This is a genomic window from Stutzerimonas stutzeri, from assembly GCF_000952685.1.
GTDB lineage: Bacteria > Pseudomonadota > Gammaproteobacteria > Pseudomonadales > Pseudomonadaceae > Stutzerimonas > Stutzerimonas stutzeri_E.
Genome location: NZ_JYHV01000011.1, coordinates 164,121 through 181,424 on the forward strand (window position 1 = coordinate 164,121; position 17,304 = coordinate 181,424).

The following is a 17,304-nucleotide window of genomic DNA, read 5'->3' on the forward strand; positions in this document are numbered from 1 at the left end:
CCTGAGGAGAGAGATGCATGACGCAAGTCACGGTGAAAGAACTGGCCCAGGTGGTCGACACACCGGTCGAGCGACTGCTGCAGCAGATGCGTGAGGCAGGACTGTCGCACACCAGCGCCGAGCAAGTAGTGACCGATAATGAAAAGCAGGCCCTGTTGGCGCACCTCAAGAGCAGCCATGGTGCCAAGGTGGACGAACCGCGCAAGATCACCTTGCAGCGTAAGACCACGACCAAGCTGAAGGTTGGCGGCAGCAAGACCATCAGCGTTGAAGTTCGCAAGAAGAAGACCTTCGTCAAGCGTAGTCCTGACGAGATCGAGGCTGAAAAGCAGCGCGAGCTGGAAGAGCAGCGTGCAGCCGAAGAAGCGGCTCGGCAGAAGGCTGCCGAGGAAGCGCGTCTGCGTGCCGAGGAAGAAGCACGTCGCGAAGCCGAAGCTAAAGCCTCGGCCAAGGTCGAGACGCCCGTCTCCGAGCCCCAGGAGCCGGTTGCGGCCGTTGCGCCTGAACCCGCCCCGGTCGTTCCTGCGGCTCCGGTCGAGGAACGCAAGAAGGACGAGGCACGTCGCCCTGACAAAGCTCGTAGCGATGATGACGAACGTCGTGATCGCAAGCAGGCTCAGCATCGTCCTTCGCTGAAAGCGAAAGCACCGCTTTCGCGTACCGTGCGCAGCGGCGAAGACGACGCTGATGGATTCCGTCGCGGTGGTCGTGGCAAATCGAAACTGAAAAAGCGCAATGCGCATGGTTTCCAGAGCCCGAGCGGCCCGATCGTTCGCGAAGTAGCGATCGGCGAGACCATCACCGTTGGCGACTTGGCGCAACAGATGTCGGTCAAGGCCGCTGAAGTCATTAAGTTCATGTTCAAGATGGGCAGCCCGGTGACCATCAACCAGGTACTGGATCAGGAAACTGCCCAGTTGATTGCCGAAGAGCTGGGCCACAAGGTCAAGCTGGTCAGCGACAACGCCTTGGAAGAGCAACTGGCCGAACTGCTGAAGTTCGAAGGCGAGGCCATTACGCGTGCGCCGGTCGTAACCGTCATGGGGCATGTCGATCATGGTAAGACGTCGCTGCTCGATTACATTCGACGCGCCAAGGTTGCAGCCGGCGAGGCGGGTGGTATCACCCAGCATATCGGTGCCTACCACGTCGAGACCGACCGCGGCATGGTCACCTTCCTCGATACGCCCGGTCACGCTGCGTTTACCGCGATGCGTGCACGGGGTGCGCAGGCGACCGACATCGTCATTCTGGTGGTGGCTGCCGATGACGGCGTGATGCCGCAAACCATCGAAGCGATCCAGCATGCCAAAGCCGCCGGTGTTCCGCTGGTCGTGGCGGTGAACAAAATCGACAAACCGGGCGCCGATCTCGATCGAATCCGCAGCGAACTGTCCGTTCACGAAGTGACGTCCGAAGAGTGGGGCGGTGATACGCCGTTCGTGCCGGTTTCCGCCAAGATGGGTACGGGCGTCGATGACCTGCTCGAGGCCGTGTTGCTGCAAGCCGAGATCCTTGAGCTGACGGCAACGCCTTCGGCTCCGGGCCGCGGCGTTGTGGTTGAATCGCGTCTGGATAAAGGGCGTGGACCGGTTGCTACCGTACTGGTACAAGACGGTACCCTGCGTCAGGGTGACATGGCGCTGGTCGGCTCGAACTATGGCCGTATCCGCGCCATGCTCGACGAGAACGGCAAGCCGATCAAGGAAGCAGGCCCGTCGATTCCGGTCGAAATTCTCGGCCTCGATGGCACACCGGATGCGGGCGATGAGCTCAGCGTACTGGCTGACGAGAAGAAGGCGCGCGAAGTGGCCTTGTTCCGTCAGGGCAAGTTCCGCGAAGTCAAGCTGGCTCGTGCGCATGCCGGCAAGCTCGAAAACATCTTCGAGAATATGGGCCAAGAAGAGAAGAAGACGCTCAATATCGTCCTCAAGTCCGATGTCCGTGGTTCCCTCGAGGCGCTGCAAGGTTCGCTCAGCAGCCTGGGCAACGATGAAGTTCAGGTGCGCGTCATCGGCGGCGGTGTCGGTGGTATCACCGAAAGCGACGCCAACCTGGCATTGGCGTCCAACGCCGTACTGTTCGGCTTCAACGTCCGTGCCGATGCCGGTGCGCGCAAGATCGTCGAGCAGGAAGGTCTGGATCTGCGTTACTACAACGTGATCTACGACATCATCGAAGACGTCAAGAAAGCCCTGACCGGCATGCTTGGCAGCGACGTGCGGGAAAACATTCTCGGCATCGCAGAGGTTCGCGATGTGTTCCGCTCGCCGAAATTCGGCGCCGTGGCAGGCTGCATGGTCACCGAGGGTATGGTGCACCGCAACCGCCCGATCCGTGTGTTGCGCGATGACGTGGTCATCTTCGAAGGCGAGCTGGAGTCCTTGCGTCGCTTCAAGGATGACGTCGCTGAAGTGCGCGCCGGCATGGAATGCGGTATCGCAGTGAAGAGCTACAACGACGTCAAGGCTGGCGACAAGATCGAAGTGTTCGAGAAAGTCGAAGTGGCGCGTTCGCTCTAACCGCAGCTGTAAGGTAATAGGCGGCAAGCTTCCAGGGGCGACCCTGGAAGCTTGCCGTTTGCCTTTGCAGCATGATGATTTCCAGGTTTGCAGCTTGCTGCTCGAGGCAGATTTTATGGCCAAAGAATTCAGCCGTACCCAGCGTATCGGTGACCAGATGCAGCGCGAATTGGCGCTGTTGATTCAACGTGAAGTGAAAGACCCGCGTCTGGGTCTGATCACCATTACCGCCGTCGAGGTCAGTCGCGATCTGTCCCATGCCAAGGTGTTCATCACTGTTATGGGTAAGGATGACGATGAAGATGCGGTCAAGACCAATCTCAGGATTCTCAACGATGCCGGTGGCTTCTTGCGGATGCAGCTGGGCAAGGCGATGAAGCTACGCACCGTGCCCCAACTGCATTTCAACTATGACGCCAGCGTGCGCCGTGGTGTCGAGCTTACATCTCTAATCGAACGTGCAGTGGCAGAAGACCGCAAGCACAGCGATGATCTCGGAGAGTAAAGCGTGGCACAGGTAAAACGCGTACGCCGAGCAGTCAGCGGCATCATTCTGCTCGACAAACCCCGTGGGTTCACTTCCAACGCTGCCTTGCAGAAGGTTCGCTGGCTGCTCAATGCCGAGAAGGCTGGGCACACCGGCAGCCTGGATCCATTGGCAACCGGTGTGCTGCCCTTGTGTTTCGGTGAGGCGACCAAGTTTTCGCAGTATCTGCTCGATGCCGACAAGGGCTATGAGACTGTTGCCCAGCTTGGCATTACCACCACTACGGCCGATGCCGAGGGCGAGGTGCTCGAGCGTAGGTCCGTCGACGTCAATCAGGCGCAGCTTGAAGCGCTACTGCCCCGATTTCGCGGCGATCTCTTGCAAGTGCCACCGATGTATTCGGCGCTCAAGCGCGATGGTCAGCCGCTGTACAAACTCGCTCGTGCAGGTGAGGTAGTGGAGCGCGAGCCGCGTTCTGTTACCATTACCCGCTTGGATTTACTGTCGCTCGAAGCTGACCGGGCTCGCCTGGCTGTTGCTTGCAGTAAGGGCACCTACATTCGCACCTTGATCGAGGATATCGGGCAGGCGCTGGGCTGTGGTGCCCATGTGGCCGAACTGCGGCGAACTCAGGCCGGTCCATTCGACCTGACCCAGACGGTCAGCCTCGAGGAACTTGAACGGGTTCATGCCGAAGGTGGAGCGGAGGCGGTAGATGCCTTCCTCAAACCGGTCGATAGCGGACTCGAGCACTGGCCGCTGTTGCAGCTTTCGGAGCACAGCGCCTTTTACTGGCTGCACGGTCAGCCGGTACGTGCACCGGAAGCGCCGAAGTTCGGCATGTTGCGGGTGCAGGATCACAACGGTCGCTTCATTGGTATTGGTGAGGTGAGCGAAGACGGGCGTATTGCGCCGCGTCGATTGATTCGGTCGGAATGACCGATACGTGGTGCGCCTCGAAGGTGTGCTGCGTGACGAGGGTGGCTGTCGGCAGGCACGGTCACTCCTCTTTTTAGAATACGGGACCCGTCCCGGCCTGTTCATTGAAGGAGCCCATCATGGCACTTAGCGTTGAAGAAAAAGTCCAGATCGTTAACGAGTACAAGCAAGCTGAAGGCGATACCGGTTCTCCGGAAGTGCAGGTTGCCCTGCTGACCGCCAACATCAACAAGCTGCAAGGTCACTTCAAGGCCAACGGCAAGGATCACCACTCGCGTCGTGGTCTGATCCGTATGGTCAACCAGCGTCGTAAGCTGCTGGATTACCTGAAGGGCAAGGACACCACTCGTTACAGCACCCTGATCGGTCGTCTGGGTCTGCGTCGCTAAGCGATGCTTGTGCGAAGCTGAATGCCAAAGCTGGAAGTGGGGCTCGTCCCTGCTTCCAGCTTTTGCCTTTCAGCGGAGCACATTCGGACAGCGTAGGGGTTCGATTCCCCGCACTGCCCAAGAATTCGCTACGAAGCGTCTCGCGCGAGGCATGGCCCGCGAGATGTAAAAACGTTTCCCCCAAGGCAACATAGAGAAGGAACCACCGTGAACCCGGTAATCAAGAAATTTCAGTTCGGTCAATCGACCGTAACCCTCGAGACTGGCCGTATCGCCCGTCAGGCTTCAGGCGCTGTTCTGGTCTCTGTTGATGATGACGTTACTGTCCTGGTGACGGTAACCGGCGCCAAGACCGCCGATCCGAGCAAGGGCTTTTTCCCGTTGTCAGTGCACTACCAGGAAAAAACCTACGCAGCCGGCAAGATCCCTGGCGGCTTCTTCAAGCGTGAAGCGCGCCCGTCGGAGAAAGAAACCCTGACCTCGCGCCTGATCGATCGCCCGATCCGTCCGCTGTTCCCAGAAGGCTTCCAGAACGAAGTGCAGGTCATCTGCACTGTCGTATCGACCAGCAAAAAGACCGATCCGGACATCGCTGCGATGATCGGTACCTCCGCTGCGCTGGCCATTTCCGGTATTCCGTTCAACGGCCCGATCGGTGCTGCACGCGTAGCTTTCCATCCCGAGACCGGCTATCTGCTGAACCCGACGTACGAGCAGCTCAAGGCTTCCAGCCTCGACATGGTCGTGGCCGGCACCAAAGACGCCGTGCTGATGGTCGAATCTGAAGCCAAAGAGCTGACCGAAGATCAGATGTTGGGTGCCGTACTGTTCGCCCACGATGAATTCCAGGCCGTAATCCAGGCGGTTACCGAGTTGGCAGCCGAAGCGGCCAAGCCGATCTGGGACTGGCAGCCCAAAGCGGAAAACACTCAGCTGCTCGATGCGATTCGTAGCGAGTTCGGTGATGCCATTTCCCAGGCCTACACCATCATTATCAAGCAAGATCGCTATGCCCGTCTGGGTGAGCTGCGTGACCAGGTCGTCGCGAAGTTCTCCGGTGAGGAAGGCCAGCCGTCCGCCAGTGAAGTCAAAGATGCCTTCGGCGAGATCGAGTACCGCACCGTTCGCGAGAACATCGTCAACGGCAAGCCGCGTATCGATGGCCGTGACACCCGTACCGTGCGTGGCCTGAACATCGAAGTCGGTGTACTGGACAAGACCCACGGCTCGGCGCTGTTCACCCGTGGCGAAACCCAGGCGTTGGTGGTTGCGACCCTCGGTACCGCGCGCGACGCGCAACTGCTCGATACCCTTGAAGGCGAGAAGAAAGATCCCTTCATGCTGCACTACAACTTCCCACCGTATTCGGTAGGCGAGTGTGGTCGTATGGGCGCTACTGGCCGCCGCGAAATCGGTCACGGCCGTCTGGCCCGTCGTTCCGTTGCCGCCATGCTGCCGAGCGCCGATGAGTTCCCGTACACCATTCGCGTGGTCTCGGAGATCACCGAGTCCAACGGTTCCAGCTCCATGGCTTCGGTTTGCGGTGCTTCCCTGGCCCTCATGGATGCCGGTGTGCCGATGAAGGCGCCGGTAGCCGGTATCGCGATGGGTCTGGTCAAGGAGGGCGAGAAGTTCGCCGTACTGACCGACATTCTGGGTGACGAAGATCACCTGGGTGACATGGACTTCAAAGTCGCCGGTACCGCCAAAGGCGTGACCGCGCTGCAGATGGATATCAAGATCCAAGGCATCACTGAAGAGATCATGGAAATCGCGCTGGGCCAGGCACTGGAAGCGCGTCTGAACATTCTCGGTCAGATGAACCAGGTCATCGGTCAGTCGCGTACCGAGCTGTCGGCCAATGCACCGACCATGATTGCGATGAAGATCGACCAGGACAAGATCCGTGACGTCATCGGCAAGGGCGGCGCCACCATCCGCAGTATTTGCGAAGAAACCAAGGCCTCGATCGACATCGAAGACGACGGCTCGATCAAGATCTTCGGCGAAACCAAGGAAGCCGCAGAGGCCGCCAAACAGCGTGTTCTGGGCATCACCGCTGAGGCGGAGATCGGCAAGATCTATGTCGGCAAGGTCGAGCGCATCGTCGACTTCGGCGCCTTCGTCAACATCCTCCCGGGCAAGGACGGTCTGGTGCACATCTCCATGCTGAGTGACCAGCGGGTGGAGAAGGTTACTGACGTGCTCAAGGAAGGTCAGGAAGTGAAAGTGCTGGTACTGGACGTGGACAACCGCGGCCGTATCAAGCTGTCCATCAAAGATGTGGCGGCTGCCGAGGCGTCTGGCGCCTAAACGCACCAGCGGTGACAGAAAGGGCCCTTCGGGGCCTTTTTTGTTTCGGGCCTTGGAGCTTAGCGTCGCCCAACACAATCGGCTCGGAGCACGCGAAATTGATTGCAACTTGCACGCTTCGCTAGGACAAAACATGCAGTGTGCTAGTGGCCTTCAGCTACTGTGATTTTGCAAACTATTGAAGTTAAAGGGTTATTTTTATAATAAAAAGTGGCATGTCACTTGCGACATTACCTGTGAACTGCGGTCGGAATAGATGCCGCAGACATCTGAAGAAAACAGGAGTGCCACTATGAACATGATCCAGAATTCTCTTACCGCTGCTGCCGTCGCCGCTGCGTTGAGCTTGCCCATGGCGGGCGCTGCCTTCGCCGACACAACTCCGGCGCTGGATAAGGCTGATACGGTCATGCTGGCTACCAACGACACCATGAAAGAGGCTGGCGACGCCACCTCTGATACCTGGATCACCACCAAGGTGAAATCCGTTCTATTGGTGGAAGACGCTACCCCAGGTATGGATATCGAAGTCGAAACCAAAGACGGCGTTGTTTCGCTGTCCGGCACTGTGGCCACCGAGGCTGAGCGCGAAATGGCGATCAACAAGGCCAAGGGTGTCGAAGGCGTTCGTGACGTGTCGGCTGACGGCCTGAAAGCCGCCGACTAAACAATAGCTGTCGCCGTAACAGTGATATACGAAACCCCACCTTCGAGTGGGGTTTCCTTTTTCAGCGACCGCGCTGGCTGTCGATCCGACGCAGACGGTTCCCTTCGAAGCGTAGGAAATGGTACATCCCGTTGGTTGGTCCATAGAGCCATTCTTCGACCTGCACTTCATGACGAAAGCCGTAGTCATCGAGGACTTCCTTGTATCCCACCAGCGAGGCACTGGAAGGCTCGCCGCATTTGCTTCTGACTTCGGCGGTGGACGCTTCAAGGCTGACCAGCGCACTGCCGCAGCGATGGGTGGAAGCGGCCTGGGCGCTACAGGCGAACACAAGCAGACTCAGCAAGATCACGACGAGTGTAGTGGGCACGAGGAATCCTTTTCCGTTCAATGATCTCGGCGAGACTCGATGCGTACAAGTCGATTGCCTTGGAAGGTCAGAATGCTGAACATGCCGTTATTGGGGCCGTAAAGCCACTCTTCGATAACCAGCTCCTGCCTGGCGTAAGGGCCCAGTGTGTGGCCGATCAAATCGCGCTGCACAGGCGTGCCGCATTTGCGTTCGACCTCGAATGTCCTGTCGCCGGTACTGATCAACTGGCTGCCGCAGCGTAGGGTTTCTGCCTGTGACAGCGGAGACGCAAGCACGAAAATAAATAGCCAGGCGAGACGAGCGTGGGTGGGCATGTCATTCGCTCCCCAAATGCAGTGAGGTCGGAATCCGTCCGGCTTCTTCGGTTTGCGTGATGCCAGTGTCCAGTAGGTAGACCCGTGAATCGTCAAGCCCGGTCTGATCGACCAGGTAGTCCTTGATCGAAGCGGCGCGAGCACGGCTCAGGCTGCGCAATAGCGCGGTGCTATCCGCTCGGCTGGCGAGCACGGCGTCGCGCATGCGCTTGCTGCGTTCCTGCTCGTCGAGTTCATCCCATTGAGCGGGTGGCTGTTTCCCGAGTCGGCTGCGATAGATGCCTTCGAGCATGGCGACCTTTTCCTCCTCACCGATTTCCAACTGTGCGGCGTCGGCAGGTACCTTGTCACCTCGGCGCTGCAGCACCTTGTACCAAGTCTCCTGAAACTCGCGCTGTAGCCATTGCTCGGCCATCAGCGGTCCATCCGCTTGCGGTGAGCTCTGCCCTTCGACTTCCAGGCGCAGCACCGGACGTTCCTGTAATGCACGTGCCAACGTGGTCAGGTTGCCGCGCGCCTGTTCATCCAATTCGTTACTGCCTGGTGCAAACAGGACTTGGCTGAGGTCGTTCTGCTCGCCGCCCGCCAGTCCCGCAAGAAACTTGAACGGCGCCTGGACAGCACGTGCCACAAGGTTGCGCAGCGTTTGCCAGACGATCGGCATGACGTTGAATTGAGGGTTGTTGAGGTTGCCCTGCACCGGCAGTTCAAGCGAGATGGTGCCATGGGTGTCCTTCAACAGTGCGACGGCCAGTCGGACAGGAAGGTCGACCGCCTCGGGGCTATCCACTTTCTCTCCGAGTTGTAACTGCTGCAGAACGACCTTGTTTTCGGCATTCAACTGGCCTTGCTGAATGCGGTAATGCAGATCGAGGTCCAGGCGGCCCTTGCGGATGCGATATCCGGCGAACTTGCCGGAGTAAGGCGAGAGTGTAGTGAGCTCGACCTGCCTGAATCGGGTGGCGATATCCAGACTCTGCAGCGGATCGAAGGGTGTGAGGCTTCCCTTGATGCTCACCGGCGCGTAGCGATCGACCTTACCTTTCACATCGACGGTGGCTGGTCGTTGGGCCCGGTTGTCAAGCGTCCCGATCTGGCCGTTGAGCTCTTGCACCGCAGTGATGAAGGGGGGGCGCAGACTGAGATCGGAGAAGTTGGCCGAGCCGTCATTGATCGCAATGCCACCGATGTGGATGCCCATCGGCTCCGCCTGCGTCGTTTCCGGCGAGGCGGCATCGGAGTCGTCCGGCGTCGATTTGTCCACCAACAGGTCATTGATATTGGTGGTGAGGTCGGGATTGATGATGAAGCGTGCGTAGGGCTGGCTCAGTTCGACGTGCTCGACCTGCAACTGCTGAGGGTGTTGGTATTTCAGCCCGTCGAGCTTCAGACGTTGCCATTTGACGAAGTCGCGATTCTTGATGGTATCCAGCGTATGCAGCTGGGTGATTTCCGCTGCCCCGCCTAGATTGAATGCCAGGGGTTCGGTGCCGGTCAGCTCGAACTCCAGCTGGCTGGCCAGCATCCCGCTGCGCAACTCGAGATGAACCAAAGGAGTCAGATAGGCTTGTGCGATGCGCAGGTCGATATCCTGCGTGCTGATCTTGAGCCGCCCCGTGGCCGGTTGCAGTTGCAGCTGCCCCGCGGCCTGCAGGACGCCTCGGTTGCCGACACCGGTGTTCAGGTCAAGGGTGAAAGGTGAGGTGCCCAGACTGTCGAAATCGGACACATCGAGGTTCAGCGGGCCTAACTCCAGGGCGACGTGTTCATCCGGGACGCGATCGCTCAGATGAACTCTGTATTCACGCAGCTGTGCATCATGCAGCAGAACCTGCCAGGCGCTTTTGTCCGCGGCCGTGCTGTCGTTTGCTGGCGGGGTTGGCTCTGCGCTTTGCGATTGGTCGGGGGTCTGGCCCGCCACAGCGGTAGCCGAAGGCGCCAGCAGTTTCAGCCAGTTCAGCTCGCCGTCCGGCTCTCGAGCCACCCAGGTTTCCAGCGCCCGGCTGCGCAACTCGCCGATCACCACTTGCTGCTTGGCCAGATCCAGCGCCGTTTTGCTGATTTCCAGGCTCTCCAGGCGAACCAGAGGCTGTCCATCGGGGGTGTCCAGTTTGAGGGGTGCCAGTTGTGCATTCAGATTGCTCAGCTGCAGCTCGATGCTCTGCGCAAGGTCGAGCCGATAGTCACTGGCGAAACTCAGCCGGCCTTCCTGCAGGCGCAGCGGTACGGTGTCATGCGCATAGGCCCAGAAGTCTTTCAGCAACAGGTTGCTGATTTTCAGCTGGCCGGATGAGCTGATCGGCGACAGATTGATTTGCCCGGTCCAGTCCACACGGGCCCCGCTAGGGCCGGTTGCGACCAGTACCGCATCGGCGGCGTCATCCGAGCGGGTGGCGAAGTTCAACAGCTCGAAGTTGAGCGAATCGAGCAGGAAATCGATGGGCTCATCGGGCCGCTGATCGGCGAAGCGGACCGACCCCTCCACCAGTTGAAGCCGGCCAATGCGTAGCGCGAAAGGCTCTTGCCCCGCCGCTTCAGGCTGCTCTTCGCTTGCGGGCAAGTCGAACAGCTGCGTCAGGTTGAGTACGCCATCCTTGTCGAAGATCACCTCGGTGTGCAGCTGAACCAGCTCGACGTCCTCGATCTGCAAGGCGCGACGCCAGAGGCTGCTCCATTCCAGGTTGAGATAAAGGCGCTCGAAGCCCAGCTGCGGCTGATCCGTCTCGCCGAGGCGCAGATTGAATAGCGTGAGTTCGAGGCTCAACGGGTTGAACTCGATTCGCTCCAGGCGTGCTGGCACCGTGGCGTACTGGATCAGCTGCTGATTGACGACACGTTGGGCGACCCCGGGCAGTATCAGGAAGCCGAGGAGGCAATAGCAGACCAGTGCGGTCATCAGGCCGATGAGTGCGCGCTTCATTCCGTTGGGCATGCGAAATCTACATTCCGGGCAGTGACTGCCTTGGAGTATGGCACGACAGACGGGTTCCTCTAAGGTCTCAGTGTATTGCTGCGCTTCACAATTGCAGCGTCAGAACCTTCAGGGGAGGTTGCCCATCGGCGGACGGAAAGTCATGTGCTGGTGACAACACCTGGCAATCGCGCACCGGTCGTCCCGTCTTTATCGCGCAACGCAAAACCTGCTCCCGCCAGTCTTCGAGGCTGATTTTCGCCAGGTTATTACAGCAGACCAGCACCCCGTCTTCCGCCGTGGCAAGTAATGCGGGCTTGAGCAGGCTCTGATAGTCGCGCAGCAGATCGACCGTGCCGAACGCGCTTTTCGACCAAGCCGGAGGATCGAGCAGTATCAGGTCGAACTGTCTGGGCATCAGGCGCGGATAGTCGGGCAGCGCGCGTGCGCGTCGTTGGGGGATAGGCAAACCCGCCAGCTGTCGGATCGCCGGAAAATAATCCGACTGAACGAATTGCATCGGGGCCAGCTCGGGATTGAGTACGCCGTTCTCCCGCCCGACCGCGAGGTTGCTCTCGGCAAAGTCCAGGTTCCACACCTCGCGCGCGCCGCCGGCTGCAGCACAGAGGCCGACGCCACAGGTATACGCGAAGAGATTGAGCACCGACTTGCCGGCGCTGTTGGCTTTGACCCAGCCGCGAGCGTTGCGCAGATCGAGAAACAACAGTGGATCCTGCCCGCTATGGCGCGCGCGGATGCGGTAGTTGAGGCCCCACTCCTGGCCAACCTGATCGTCCAACGCCGCAGGGTCGGCGCGAAACACCGAGTCGTTGCGGTCGATGCGTGAGTTGCCCTGGGAGCGGTCGTTGTAAACCAGCGACAAGGATTTGCCGAGGCTGGTGCAGAGCTGCTCATGCAGCGCCAGCAGCGCGTTGCGTTCGAGGGGTTGATGAAAGCTTTGCACGAGTAACAACGGCCCATAGCGATCAGCTGTCAGGCCTGGAGCGCCTTCCTGGCTGCCATGGAACAGTCGGTAGCAGTCGGTACCCTGTGAATGCAGCTGAGTCAGCAGCGTTTCGCGGCTGCGGTAAGCGGCGCGCAGCGCCTGTTCTAGAGAAGGCATGCGCGGCGACTCGGCGAGAAAGGCACGCAGTCTAGCGGAAAACACTAGCGGCTAGGCAGGCCCATGCGTCGACGGGCCCGGTGCACCGAGCCGCTGCGCACCGCCCAACGCAGTACGGGTGCGGTGCGTCTGACGCCCAGCTGTATCAGCTGGCGCTGGCGCGGGCTCTGCTGCAGTTCGAGCATGGCGCTCGCCCAATCCGGCAACAGCTCCACGCCAGCCTGCATCATGAGTGCGCCAAACGGCCGGGTCAGCGCGCTGGGAGCCGGGGCGTTGAACAACACACGAAGGATTTCCCGAGAGCGTTCATCGCACTGCAGCTGCGGGCGCACCATCTGCAGATAGTCGGCGATCTGCTGCCTCGAGCGCGGCACGTCGCGAGCGCCCAACGACTCGGCGATCAGCGCGACCTCCGTGTAATAGCGGTCCTGATCATTGCCAGACAGAGCAGGATTGAGATAGCGCAAGTGCGCCTTGAGAAAGCTGCTGACCTCGGCGACATGCACCCAGGTCAGTAGATCGGGGTCATAAGCGGCATAAGGTCGGCCATCGGCGGCGTGACCGGTGACGTTGAGGTGAATCGCCCGAACCCGCTCGATCAATCGTTGTGCGTCGGCCTGGCTGCCGAAGGTGGTCGCCGAGATGAACTGCCCGGTGCGACGCAGGCGTCCAAGTAAGTCTTCGCGGAAATTCGAATGATCCCAGACGCCGGCCAGCGCCAGCGGGTGCAACGCCTGGAGTAGCAGGGCGGAGATGCCGCCGACCAGCATCGAAGTGAAATCGCCGTGTACACGCCAGCAAACGGAATCCGGCCCGAACAATCCCGGGTCGCCCGGCGGGCTCTCGTAGTCGACACCGCCAATGGCCAGGCCGGTAAGGCTGAGCACCTGCGATTCGATATGACGGCGGATGAACTCCATGGGAACGTCTGGCTTGTCTGGGATAGGCGAATGTTACCCGATGCGCACATGTTACCCGGCCGGTCGATGGATATCGGCCGGGACTACGTCGAGTCGTAGAGAGAGCGATGGAAGAGGCGGGAGCCGGGCAGCGAGACGCCGCCCGGTTTGTATGGCGGATCAGCCGCGATGACGCCCGCGGAAGAAGTCGATCAGACCTTGCGTCGAGGCATCCTCGGCCGGTGGCGCATCGAAGCTGGTCATCTGGCCGTAGACGGCCTTGCCCAGGTCTTTGCCCAATTCCACACCCCACTGGTCGAAGGAGTTGATTCCCCAGATCACGCCCTGTACGAATACCTTGTGCTCGTACAGCGCGATCAGCGCACCCAGGCGACCGGGGCTGATGGTTTCCATCACCAGAGTGTTGCTCGGTCGGTTACCAGGAATGACTTTGTGCGGCGCCAGGCGTTGGATCTCGGCTTCGCTCATGCCCTTGGCACGCAGTTCGGCTTCTGCTTCTTCACGGGTTTTGCCAAGCATCAGTGCCTGGCTCTGCGACAGACAGTTGGCATAAAGCCACTCATGATGATCGGCCACCGGATTATGGCTGACCACCGGCACGATGAAGTCGGCTGGAATCAGCGGAGTGCCCTGATGCAACAATTGGTGGTAAGCGTGCTGGCCGTTGGCCCCGACGCCGCCCCAGATGACCGGGCCGGTGCTGCAAGAAACTGGCGAGCCATCCTGCCGGACGCTCTTGCCGTTGGATTCCATGTCCATCTGCTGCAGGTGTTTGACGAAGTTGCGCAGATAATGATCGTAAGGCAGAAAGGCGTAGCTCTGCGCCCCCCAGAAGTTGTGATACCAGATCCCGAGCATTGCCAGCAGCACTGGCATATTGCTTTCGAAGGGCTCGTTGAGGAAGTGGGTATCCATGCTGTAGGCGCCGGACAGCAGGTCCTTGAAGTTGGACATGCCAATAGCCAGGGCAATGGGCAGGCCGATCGCCGACCACAGTGAATAGCGCCCACCGACCCAATCCCACATCGGAAAGATGTTCTTCTCGCGAATACCGAAATCGATGGCGGCCTGCTTGTTGCTGGTCACCGCAATGAAGTGGCGGTAAAGCTTCTCCTCGGTGCCACCCTTGCCGAGATACCAGGTGCGCGCCGCCTGGGCGTTCTTCAGTGTTTCGAGGGTGCCGAAGGTCTTGCTGGAAATGATGAACAGGGTGGTTTCGACGTTCAGTTTGGCGGTCACTTCGCGGAATTCGCTGCCGTCTATATTCGCCAGATAATGAGTACGCACACCGTGCTGGGTGAACGGCAACAGCGCCTCGGATACCAGCTGCGGGCCGAGGAACGAGCCCCCAATGCCGATATTAACCACGTCGGTGATGGTCTTGTCGCTGAAGCCACGCCAAAGATTGTTGTGGATCCGGGTGACGATGTCGGTCATCTGCGCCAGCGCGGCGTGCACGTCGCGCATGATGTTGCGGCCGTCGACTTGTACGGAGTCGCCCATCGGGCGGCGCAGGGCGGTATGCAGTACCGGTCGGTTTTCCGACGCGTTGATCCGCTCGCCTTCGAACATCGCATGGGCAGCCTGTTCGACGCCGGCCTCGCGCGCTAGGTTCACCAGCAGACTGCGAGTCTCGCGAGTGATCAGGTTCTTTGAATAGTCGAGAAACAGGCCGCAGCAGGAAACCGACAGGTCATCGAAGCGAGTCGGGTCGGCCTTGAAGGCCTCGCGCATGCTGAAGTGCTGCATCGCCAGGCGATGTTCTTCCAAGGCCTTCCAGGACGACAGGCCGGTGGCATCGAGAGGGTGCTGGTAGTAGCTCATGGTTGTGCGGCTTCCTTTGCTTTGGCGGACTATCTGCGGTCCTGCAATGGGGACAAACAGTCATTCGAACATGCTGGCACGCTGGCATTCATCCTGAATGGAGCAGGCGCATACCGCTGCGGTTGAGGCCGCGGCGGCGACGGTGCTTCCTGCACCGTCGAGACTGGTCTGACTGGCAAAAACGCGCGGCGTTCCGAAGCGTCGCGTTTGCAGGGTCGTTGGGCATCGGAACACTGCGACCATTGCAGATTTACGCTGCCAGGGGAAACCCTTGACCACAAAAAAGCCCGCAGCGCGGCAGGCGTTGCGGGCTTGTTCAATCACCAGATCAATCAGGCGACCTGAACCGGAATGGCGTTGCTGGTGTGGCTGAGCTCTCCATCGGCGCCCATATAGAGGACATGGGGTTTGAAGCTGGCCAGTTCGGCTTCGCTGTAATGAGCATAGGCACAGATGATCAGACGATGGCCGACACCGGCCTTGTGCGCGGCCGCACCATTGACGGAGATGATCTTCGAGCCTTCTTCGCCGCGGATCGCGTAGGTGGTGAAACGCTCGCCGTTGTCGACGTTGTAGATCTGGATCTGCTCATATTCACGGATGCCGGCGAGGTCCAGCCAGTCGCCGTCGATGGCGCAGGAGCCTTCGTAATCCAGCACAGAGTGGGTTACCTGGGCGCGGTGCAGTTTGGCCTTGAGCATGATGGCGTGCATGGCGGGGTCCTCCGGGTGCGCAAGCGGCGCAGAGTGTGCCCGAACCCCGGGGTGCGATCAATACCGGGGCGGGCAGAGCGGGTGCCGATGATCGGCTCGGTCAGCTACGGATTAGCTGATGTGTACCTGCAGATTGTCGATCAGGCGGGTCTTGCCAAGGAATGCCGCCGCGAGGATCACCAGTTCATGGTGTTCGTCGGTGGCTGGCTGCAGATCCAGCGCATTGCGGATTTCCAGGTAATCCGGACGAAACCCCGCAGCCTGCAGCGCCTGTTTACCGGAGGCCAGCAGAGCGGGGTAGTCGCGTTCGCCGTGGCGGATGGCATCGGCCAGTTGCTGCAGCGTTCGATGCAGCGCCGGCGCAGTCGTGCGTTCGTCGGCGCTCAGGTAACCGTTACGCGAGGACAGCGCCAGCCCGTCCTCGGCGCGCACGATGGGCTCGCCAATGATCTGCACCGGCATGTTCAGGTCGCGGACCATGGTGCGGATAACCGCCAGCTGCTGATAATCCTTCTCGCCGAACACCGCGAGGTCCGGCAGCACCATGTTGAACAGCTTGCTGACCACGGTGGATACGCCGTCGAAATGGCCGGGGCGGCTACCGCCGCAAAGGCCTTCGGAGACGCCGGGCACACGGACGATGGTCTGCAACGCCTGGCCGTGGGGATACATCTCTTCGACGCTGGGAGCGAACAGCAGGTGGCAACCGGCATCGAACAGCTTGTCCTGGTCGGCGGTCAGCGTTCGCGGATAGCTGGCCAGGTCTTCGTTGGGGCCGAACTGCAGCGGATTGACGAAGATGCTGGCTACCACGAAGTCGGCGCGCTGGCCGGCCTTCTTAACCAGCGCGACATGGCCGGCGTGCAGGTTGCCCATGGTCGGCACGAAGCCGATGCGCTTGCCTTCACCACGCGCGCGGGTCACCGCGGCGCGCAGATCGGCGACAGTCCTAACCACGTTCATGCGGAGAATCCATGTTCGGCTGCGGGAAAATCCGTACTCTTCACCGCCTGGACGTAGGCGGCGATGGCGCTGGGGATGTCGTCATGCTCCTGCATGAAGTTCTTGACGAACTTCGGTGCGCGTCCGCTGAGTGACAGCCCGAGCAGGTCGTGCAGTACCAGAACCTGACCATCGGTGGCGTTGCCGGCACCGATGCCGATCACCGGCACCGTGACCGCCCGGGTGATGCGGGCGGCCAGGTCGCTGGGGACGCACTCGAGTAGCAGCATCGCGGCGCCGGCGGCTTCGAGGGCCTGGGCATCGGCAATCATCTGCTGCGCCTGAGCGTCCTGCCTGCCCTGCACCTTGTAACCGCCGAACAGGTTTACTGCCTGAGGGGTCAGGCCCATGTGCGCGCAGACTGGAATTCCCCGTTCGGCGAGCAGCCGAATGGACTCGGCCAGCCAGGCCGCGCCCTCGACCTTGATCATGTGTGCTCCGGCTTTCATCAGCGTGGCGGAGTTGTCCAGCGTCTGCTCGATGGTCGCGTTGGCCATGAAGGGCAAGTCGGCAAGAATCATCGCGCCACGGTTGCCGCGTTTGACGCAGGCAGTGTGATAGGCCATTTCTGCAACGGTTACCGGCAGGGTGCTGTCGTGTCCTTGCAGAACCATGCCAAGGGAGTCGCCGATCAGCAGCACCTCGACCCCGGCTTCGCAGGCGGTCTTGGCGAAGGTCGCGTCATAGCAGGTCAACATGACGATCTTCTCGCCTTTCTGCTTGAGGCCTTGCAGGGTGGTCAGGGTTACGTCTGGCATGAATGCCGTCCTCCTAGAGCCTCTGAGGGATCACGGTTGCACTCGGAGC

15 protein-coding genes are annotated in these 17,304 nt (G+C 60.3%); 6 read left to right on the forward strand and 9 right to left on the reverse strand.

Features of this window, described 5'->3' with window-relative positions:
• The first annotated feature begins 17 nt into the window (after positions 1–17).
• The 6 genes from infB (at position 18) to UF78_RS04640 (ending at position 7,317) form a co-directional block, all read left to right on the forward strand.
• Positions 18–2,522 carry a translation initiation factor IF-2 gene (gene infB / locus UF78_RS04615; protein ID WP_045160859.1) on the forward strand — a complete coding sequence of 835 codons (2,505 nt, stop codon included), beginning with the start codon at positions 18–20 and terminating at the stop codon, positions 2,520–2,522.
• A 115-nt stretch (positions 2,523–2,637) separates the two neighbouring features.
• Positions 2,638–3,027, forward strand: coding sequence for a 30S ribosome-binding factor RbfA (gene rbfA, locus UF78_RS04620; protein WP_045161096.1), 390 nt, complete (start codon positions 2,638–2,640; stop codon positions 3,025–3,027).
• Positions 3,028–3,030: 3 nt separating this feature from the next.
• Entirely contained in the window at positions 3,031–3,948 is a 918-nt protein-coding gene (gene truB / locus UF78_RS04625; RefSeq protein ID WP_045160860.1) for a tRNA pseudouridine(55) synthase TruB, read from the forward strand.
• Between the two features lie 119 nt (positions 3,949–4,067).
• On the forward strand, positions 4,068–4,337 hold the full coding sequence (rpsO, locus tag UF78_RS04630) for a 30S ribosomal protein S15 (protein ID WP_025240600.1): 270 nt from the start codon (positions 4,068–4,070) through the stop codon (positions 4,335–4,337).
• A 207-nt stretch (positions 4,338–4,544) separates the two neighbouring features.
• Entirely contained in the window at positions 4,545–6,650 is a 2,106-nt protein-coding gene (pnp, locus tag UF78_RS04635) for a polyribonucleotide nucleotidyltransferase (RefSeq protein WP_045160861.1), read from the forward strand.
• Positions 6,651–6,942: 292 nt separating this feature from the next.
• A complete protein-coding gene (locus UF78_RS04640; protein WP_045160862.1) occupies positions 6,943–7,317 on the forward strand; it encodes a BON domain-containing protein in 375 nt (124 codons plus the stop codon).
• Positions 7,318–7,378: 61 nt separating this feature from the next.
• Here the strand turns inward: UF78_RS04640 and UF78_RS04645 are convergent, their stop codons facing one another.
• The 9 genes from UF78_RS04645 to panB form a co-directional block, all read right to left on the reverse strand.
• Positions 7,379–7,687, reverse strand: coding sequence for a DUF2845 domain-containing protein (locus tag UF78_RS04645; RefSeq protein ID WP_045160863.1), 309 nt, complete (start codon positions 7,685–7,687; stop codon positions 7,379–7,381).
• Between the two features lie 17 nt (positions 7,688–7,704).
• Positions 7,705–8,004, reverse strand: coding sequence for a DUF2845 domain-containing protein (locus UF78_RS04650; RefSeq protein ID WP_045160864.1), 300 nt, complete (start codon positions 8,002–8,004; stop codon positions 7,705–7,707).
• Position 8,005: 1 nt separating this feature from the next.
• Complete coding sequence (locus tag UF78_RS04655) at positions 8,006–10,936, reverse strand: DUF748 domain-containing protein (RefSeq protein WP_045160865.1); 2,931 nt, start codon at positions 10,934–10,936, stop codon at positions 8,006–8,008.
• An 85-nt stretch (positions 10,937–11,021) separates the two neighbouring features.
• Positions 11,022–12,038, reverse strand: a complete 1,017-nt coding sequence (locus tag UF78_RS04660; RefSeq protein WP_045160866.1) for a class I SAM-dependent rRNA methyltransferase — start codon at positions 12,036–12,038, stop codon at positions 11,022–11,024.
• A 44-nt stretch (positions 12,039–12,082) separates the two neighbouring features.
• Positions 12,083–12,958, reverse strand: a complete 876-nt coding sequence (locus tag UF78_RS04665) for an oxygenase MpaB family protein (RefSeq protein ID WP_045160867.1) — start codon at positions 12,956–12,958, stop codon at positions 12,083–12,085.
• Between the two features lie 159 nt (positions 12,959–13,117).
• Complete coding sequence (gene pgi, locus UF78_RS04670) at positions 13,118–14,782, reverse strand: glucose-6-phosphate isomerase (protein ID WP_045160868.1); 1,665 nt, start codon at positions 14,780–14,782, stop codon at positions 13,118–13,120.
• 332 nt (positions 14,783–15,114) lie between these two features.
• Entirely contained in the window at positions 15,115–15,495 is a 381-nt protein-coding gene (gene panD, locus UF78_RS04675) for an aspartate 1-decarboxylase (RefSeq protein ID WP_003298244.1), read from the reverse strand.
• Positions 15,496–15,606: 111 nt separating this feature from the next.
• Complete coding sequence (panC, locus tag UF78_RS04680) at positions 15,607–16,458, reverse strand: pantoate--beta-alanine ligase (protein ID WP_045160869.1); 852 nt, start codon at positions 16,456–16,458, stop codon at positions 15,607–15,609.
• Positions 16,455–17,255, reverse strand: coding sequence for a 3-methyl-2-oxobutanoate hydroxymethyltransferase (gene panB, locus UF78_RS04685; protein WP_045160870.1), 801 nt, complete (start codon positions 17,253–17,255; stop codon positions 16,455–16,457). The genes panC and panB overlap by 4 nt, the downstream gene beginning before the upstream one ends.
• Between the last annotated feature and the right edge of the window lie 49 nt (positions 17,256–17,304).

What these genes read in the sequence shown, in the direction of transcription:
- infB (WP_045160859.1), top strand. Translation starts at nt 18, where the DNA reads ATGACGCAAGTCACGGTGAAAGAACTGGCCCAGGTGGTCGACACACCG.
- rbfA (WP_045161096.1), top strand. Translation starts at nt 2,638, where the DNA reads ATGGCCAAAGAATTCAGCCGTACCCAGCGTATCGGTGACCAGATGCAG.
- rpsO (WP_025240600.1), top strand. Translation starts at nt 4,068, where the DNA reads ATGGCACTTAGCGTTGAAGAAAAAGTCCAGATCGTTAACGAGTACAAG.
- UF78_RS04640 (WP_045160862.1), top strand. Translation starts at nt 6,943, where the DNA reads ATGAACATGATCCAGAATTCTCTTACCGCTGCTGCCGTCGCCGCTGCG.
- UF78_RS04650 (WP_045160864.1), bottom strand. Translation starts at nt 8,004, where the DNA reads ATGCCCACCCACGCTCGTCTCGCCTGGCTATTTATTTTCGTGCTTGCG.
- UF78_RS04655 (WP_045160865.1), bottom strand. Translation starts at nt 10,936, where the DNA reads ATGCCCAACGGAATGAAGCGCGCACTCATCGGCCTGATGACCGCACTG.
- UF78_RS04660 (WP_045160866.1), bottom strand. Translation starts at nt 12,038, where the DNA reads ATGCCTTCTCTAGAACAGGCGCTGCGCGCCGCTTACCGCAGCCGCGAA.
- UF78_RS04665 (WP_045160867.1), bottom strand. Translation starts at nt 12,958, where the DNA reads ATGGAGTTCATCCGCCGTCATATCGAATCGCAGGTGCTCAGCCTTACC.
- pgi (WP_045160868.1), bottom strand. Translation starts at nt 14,782, where the DNA reads ATGAGCTACTACCAGCACCCTCTCGATGCCACCGGCCTGTCGTCCTGG.
- panD (WP_003298244.1), bottom strand. Translation starts at nt 15,495, where the DNA reads ATGCACGCCATCATGCTCAAGGCCAAACTGCACCGCGCCCAGGTAACC.
- panC (WP_045160869.1), bottom strand. Translation starts at nt 16,458, where the DNA reads ATGAACGTGGTTAGGACTGTCGCCGATCTGCGCGCCGCGGTGACCCGC.
- panB (WP_045160870.1), bottom strand. Translation starts at nt 17,255, where the DNA reads ATGCCAGACGTAACCCTGACCACCCTGCAAGGCCTCAAGCAGAAAGGC.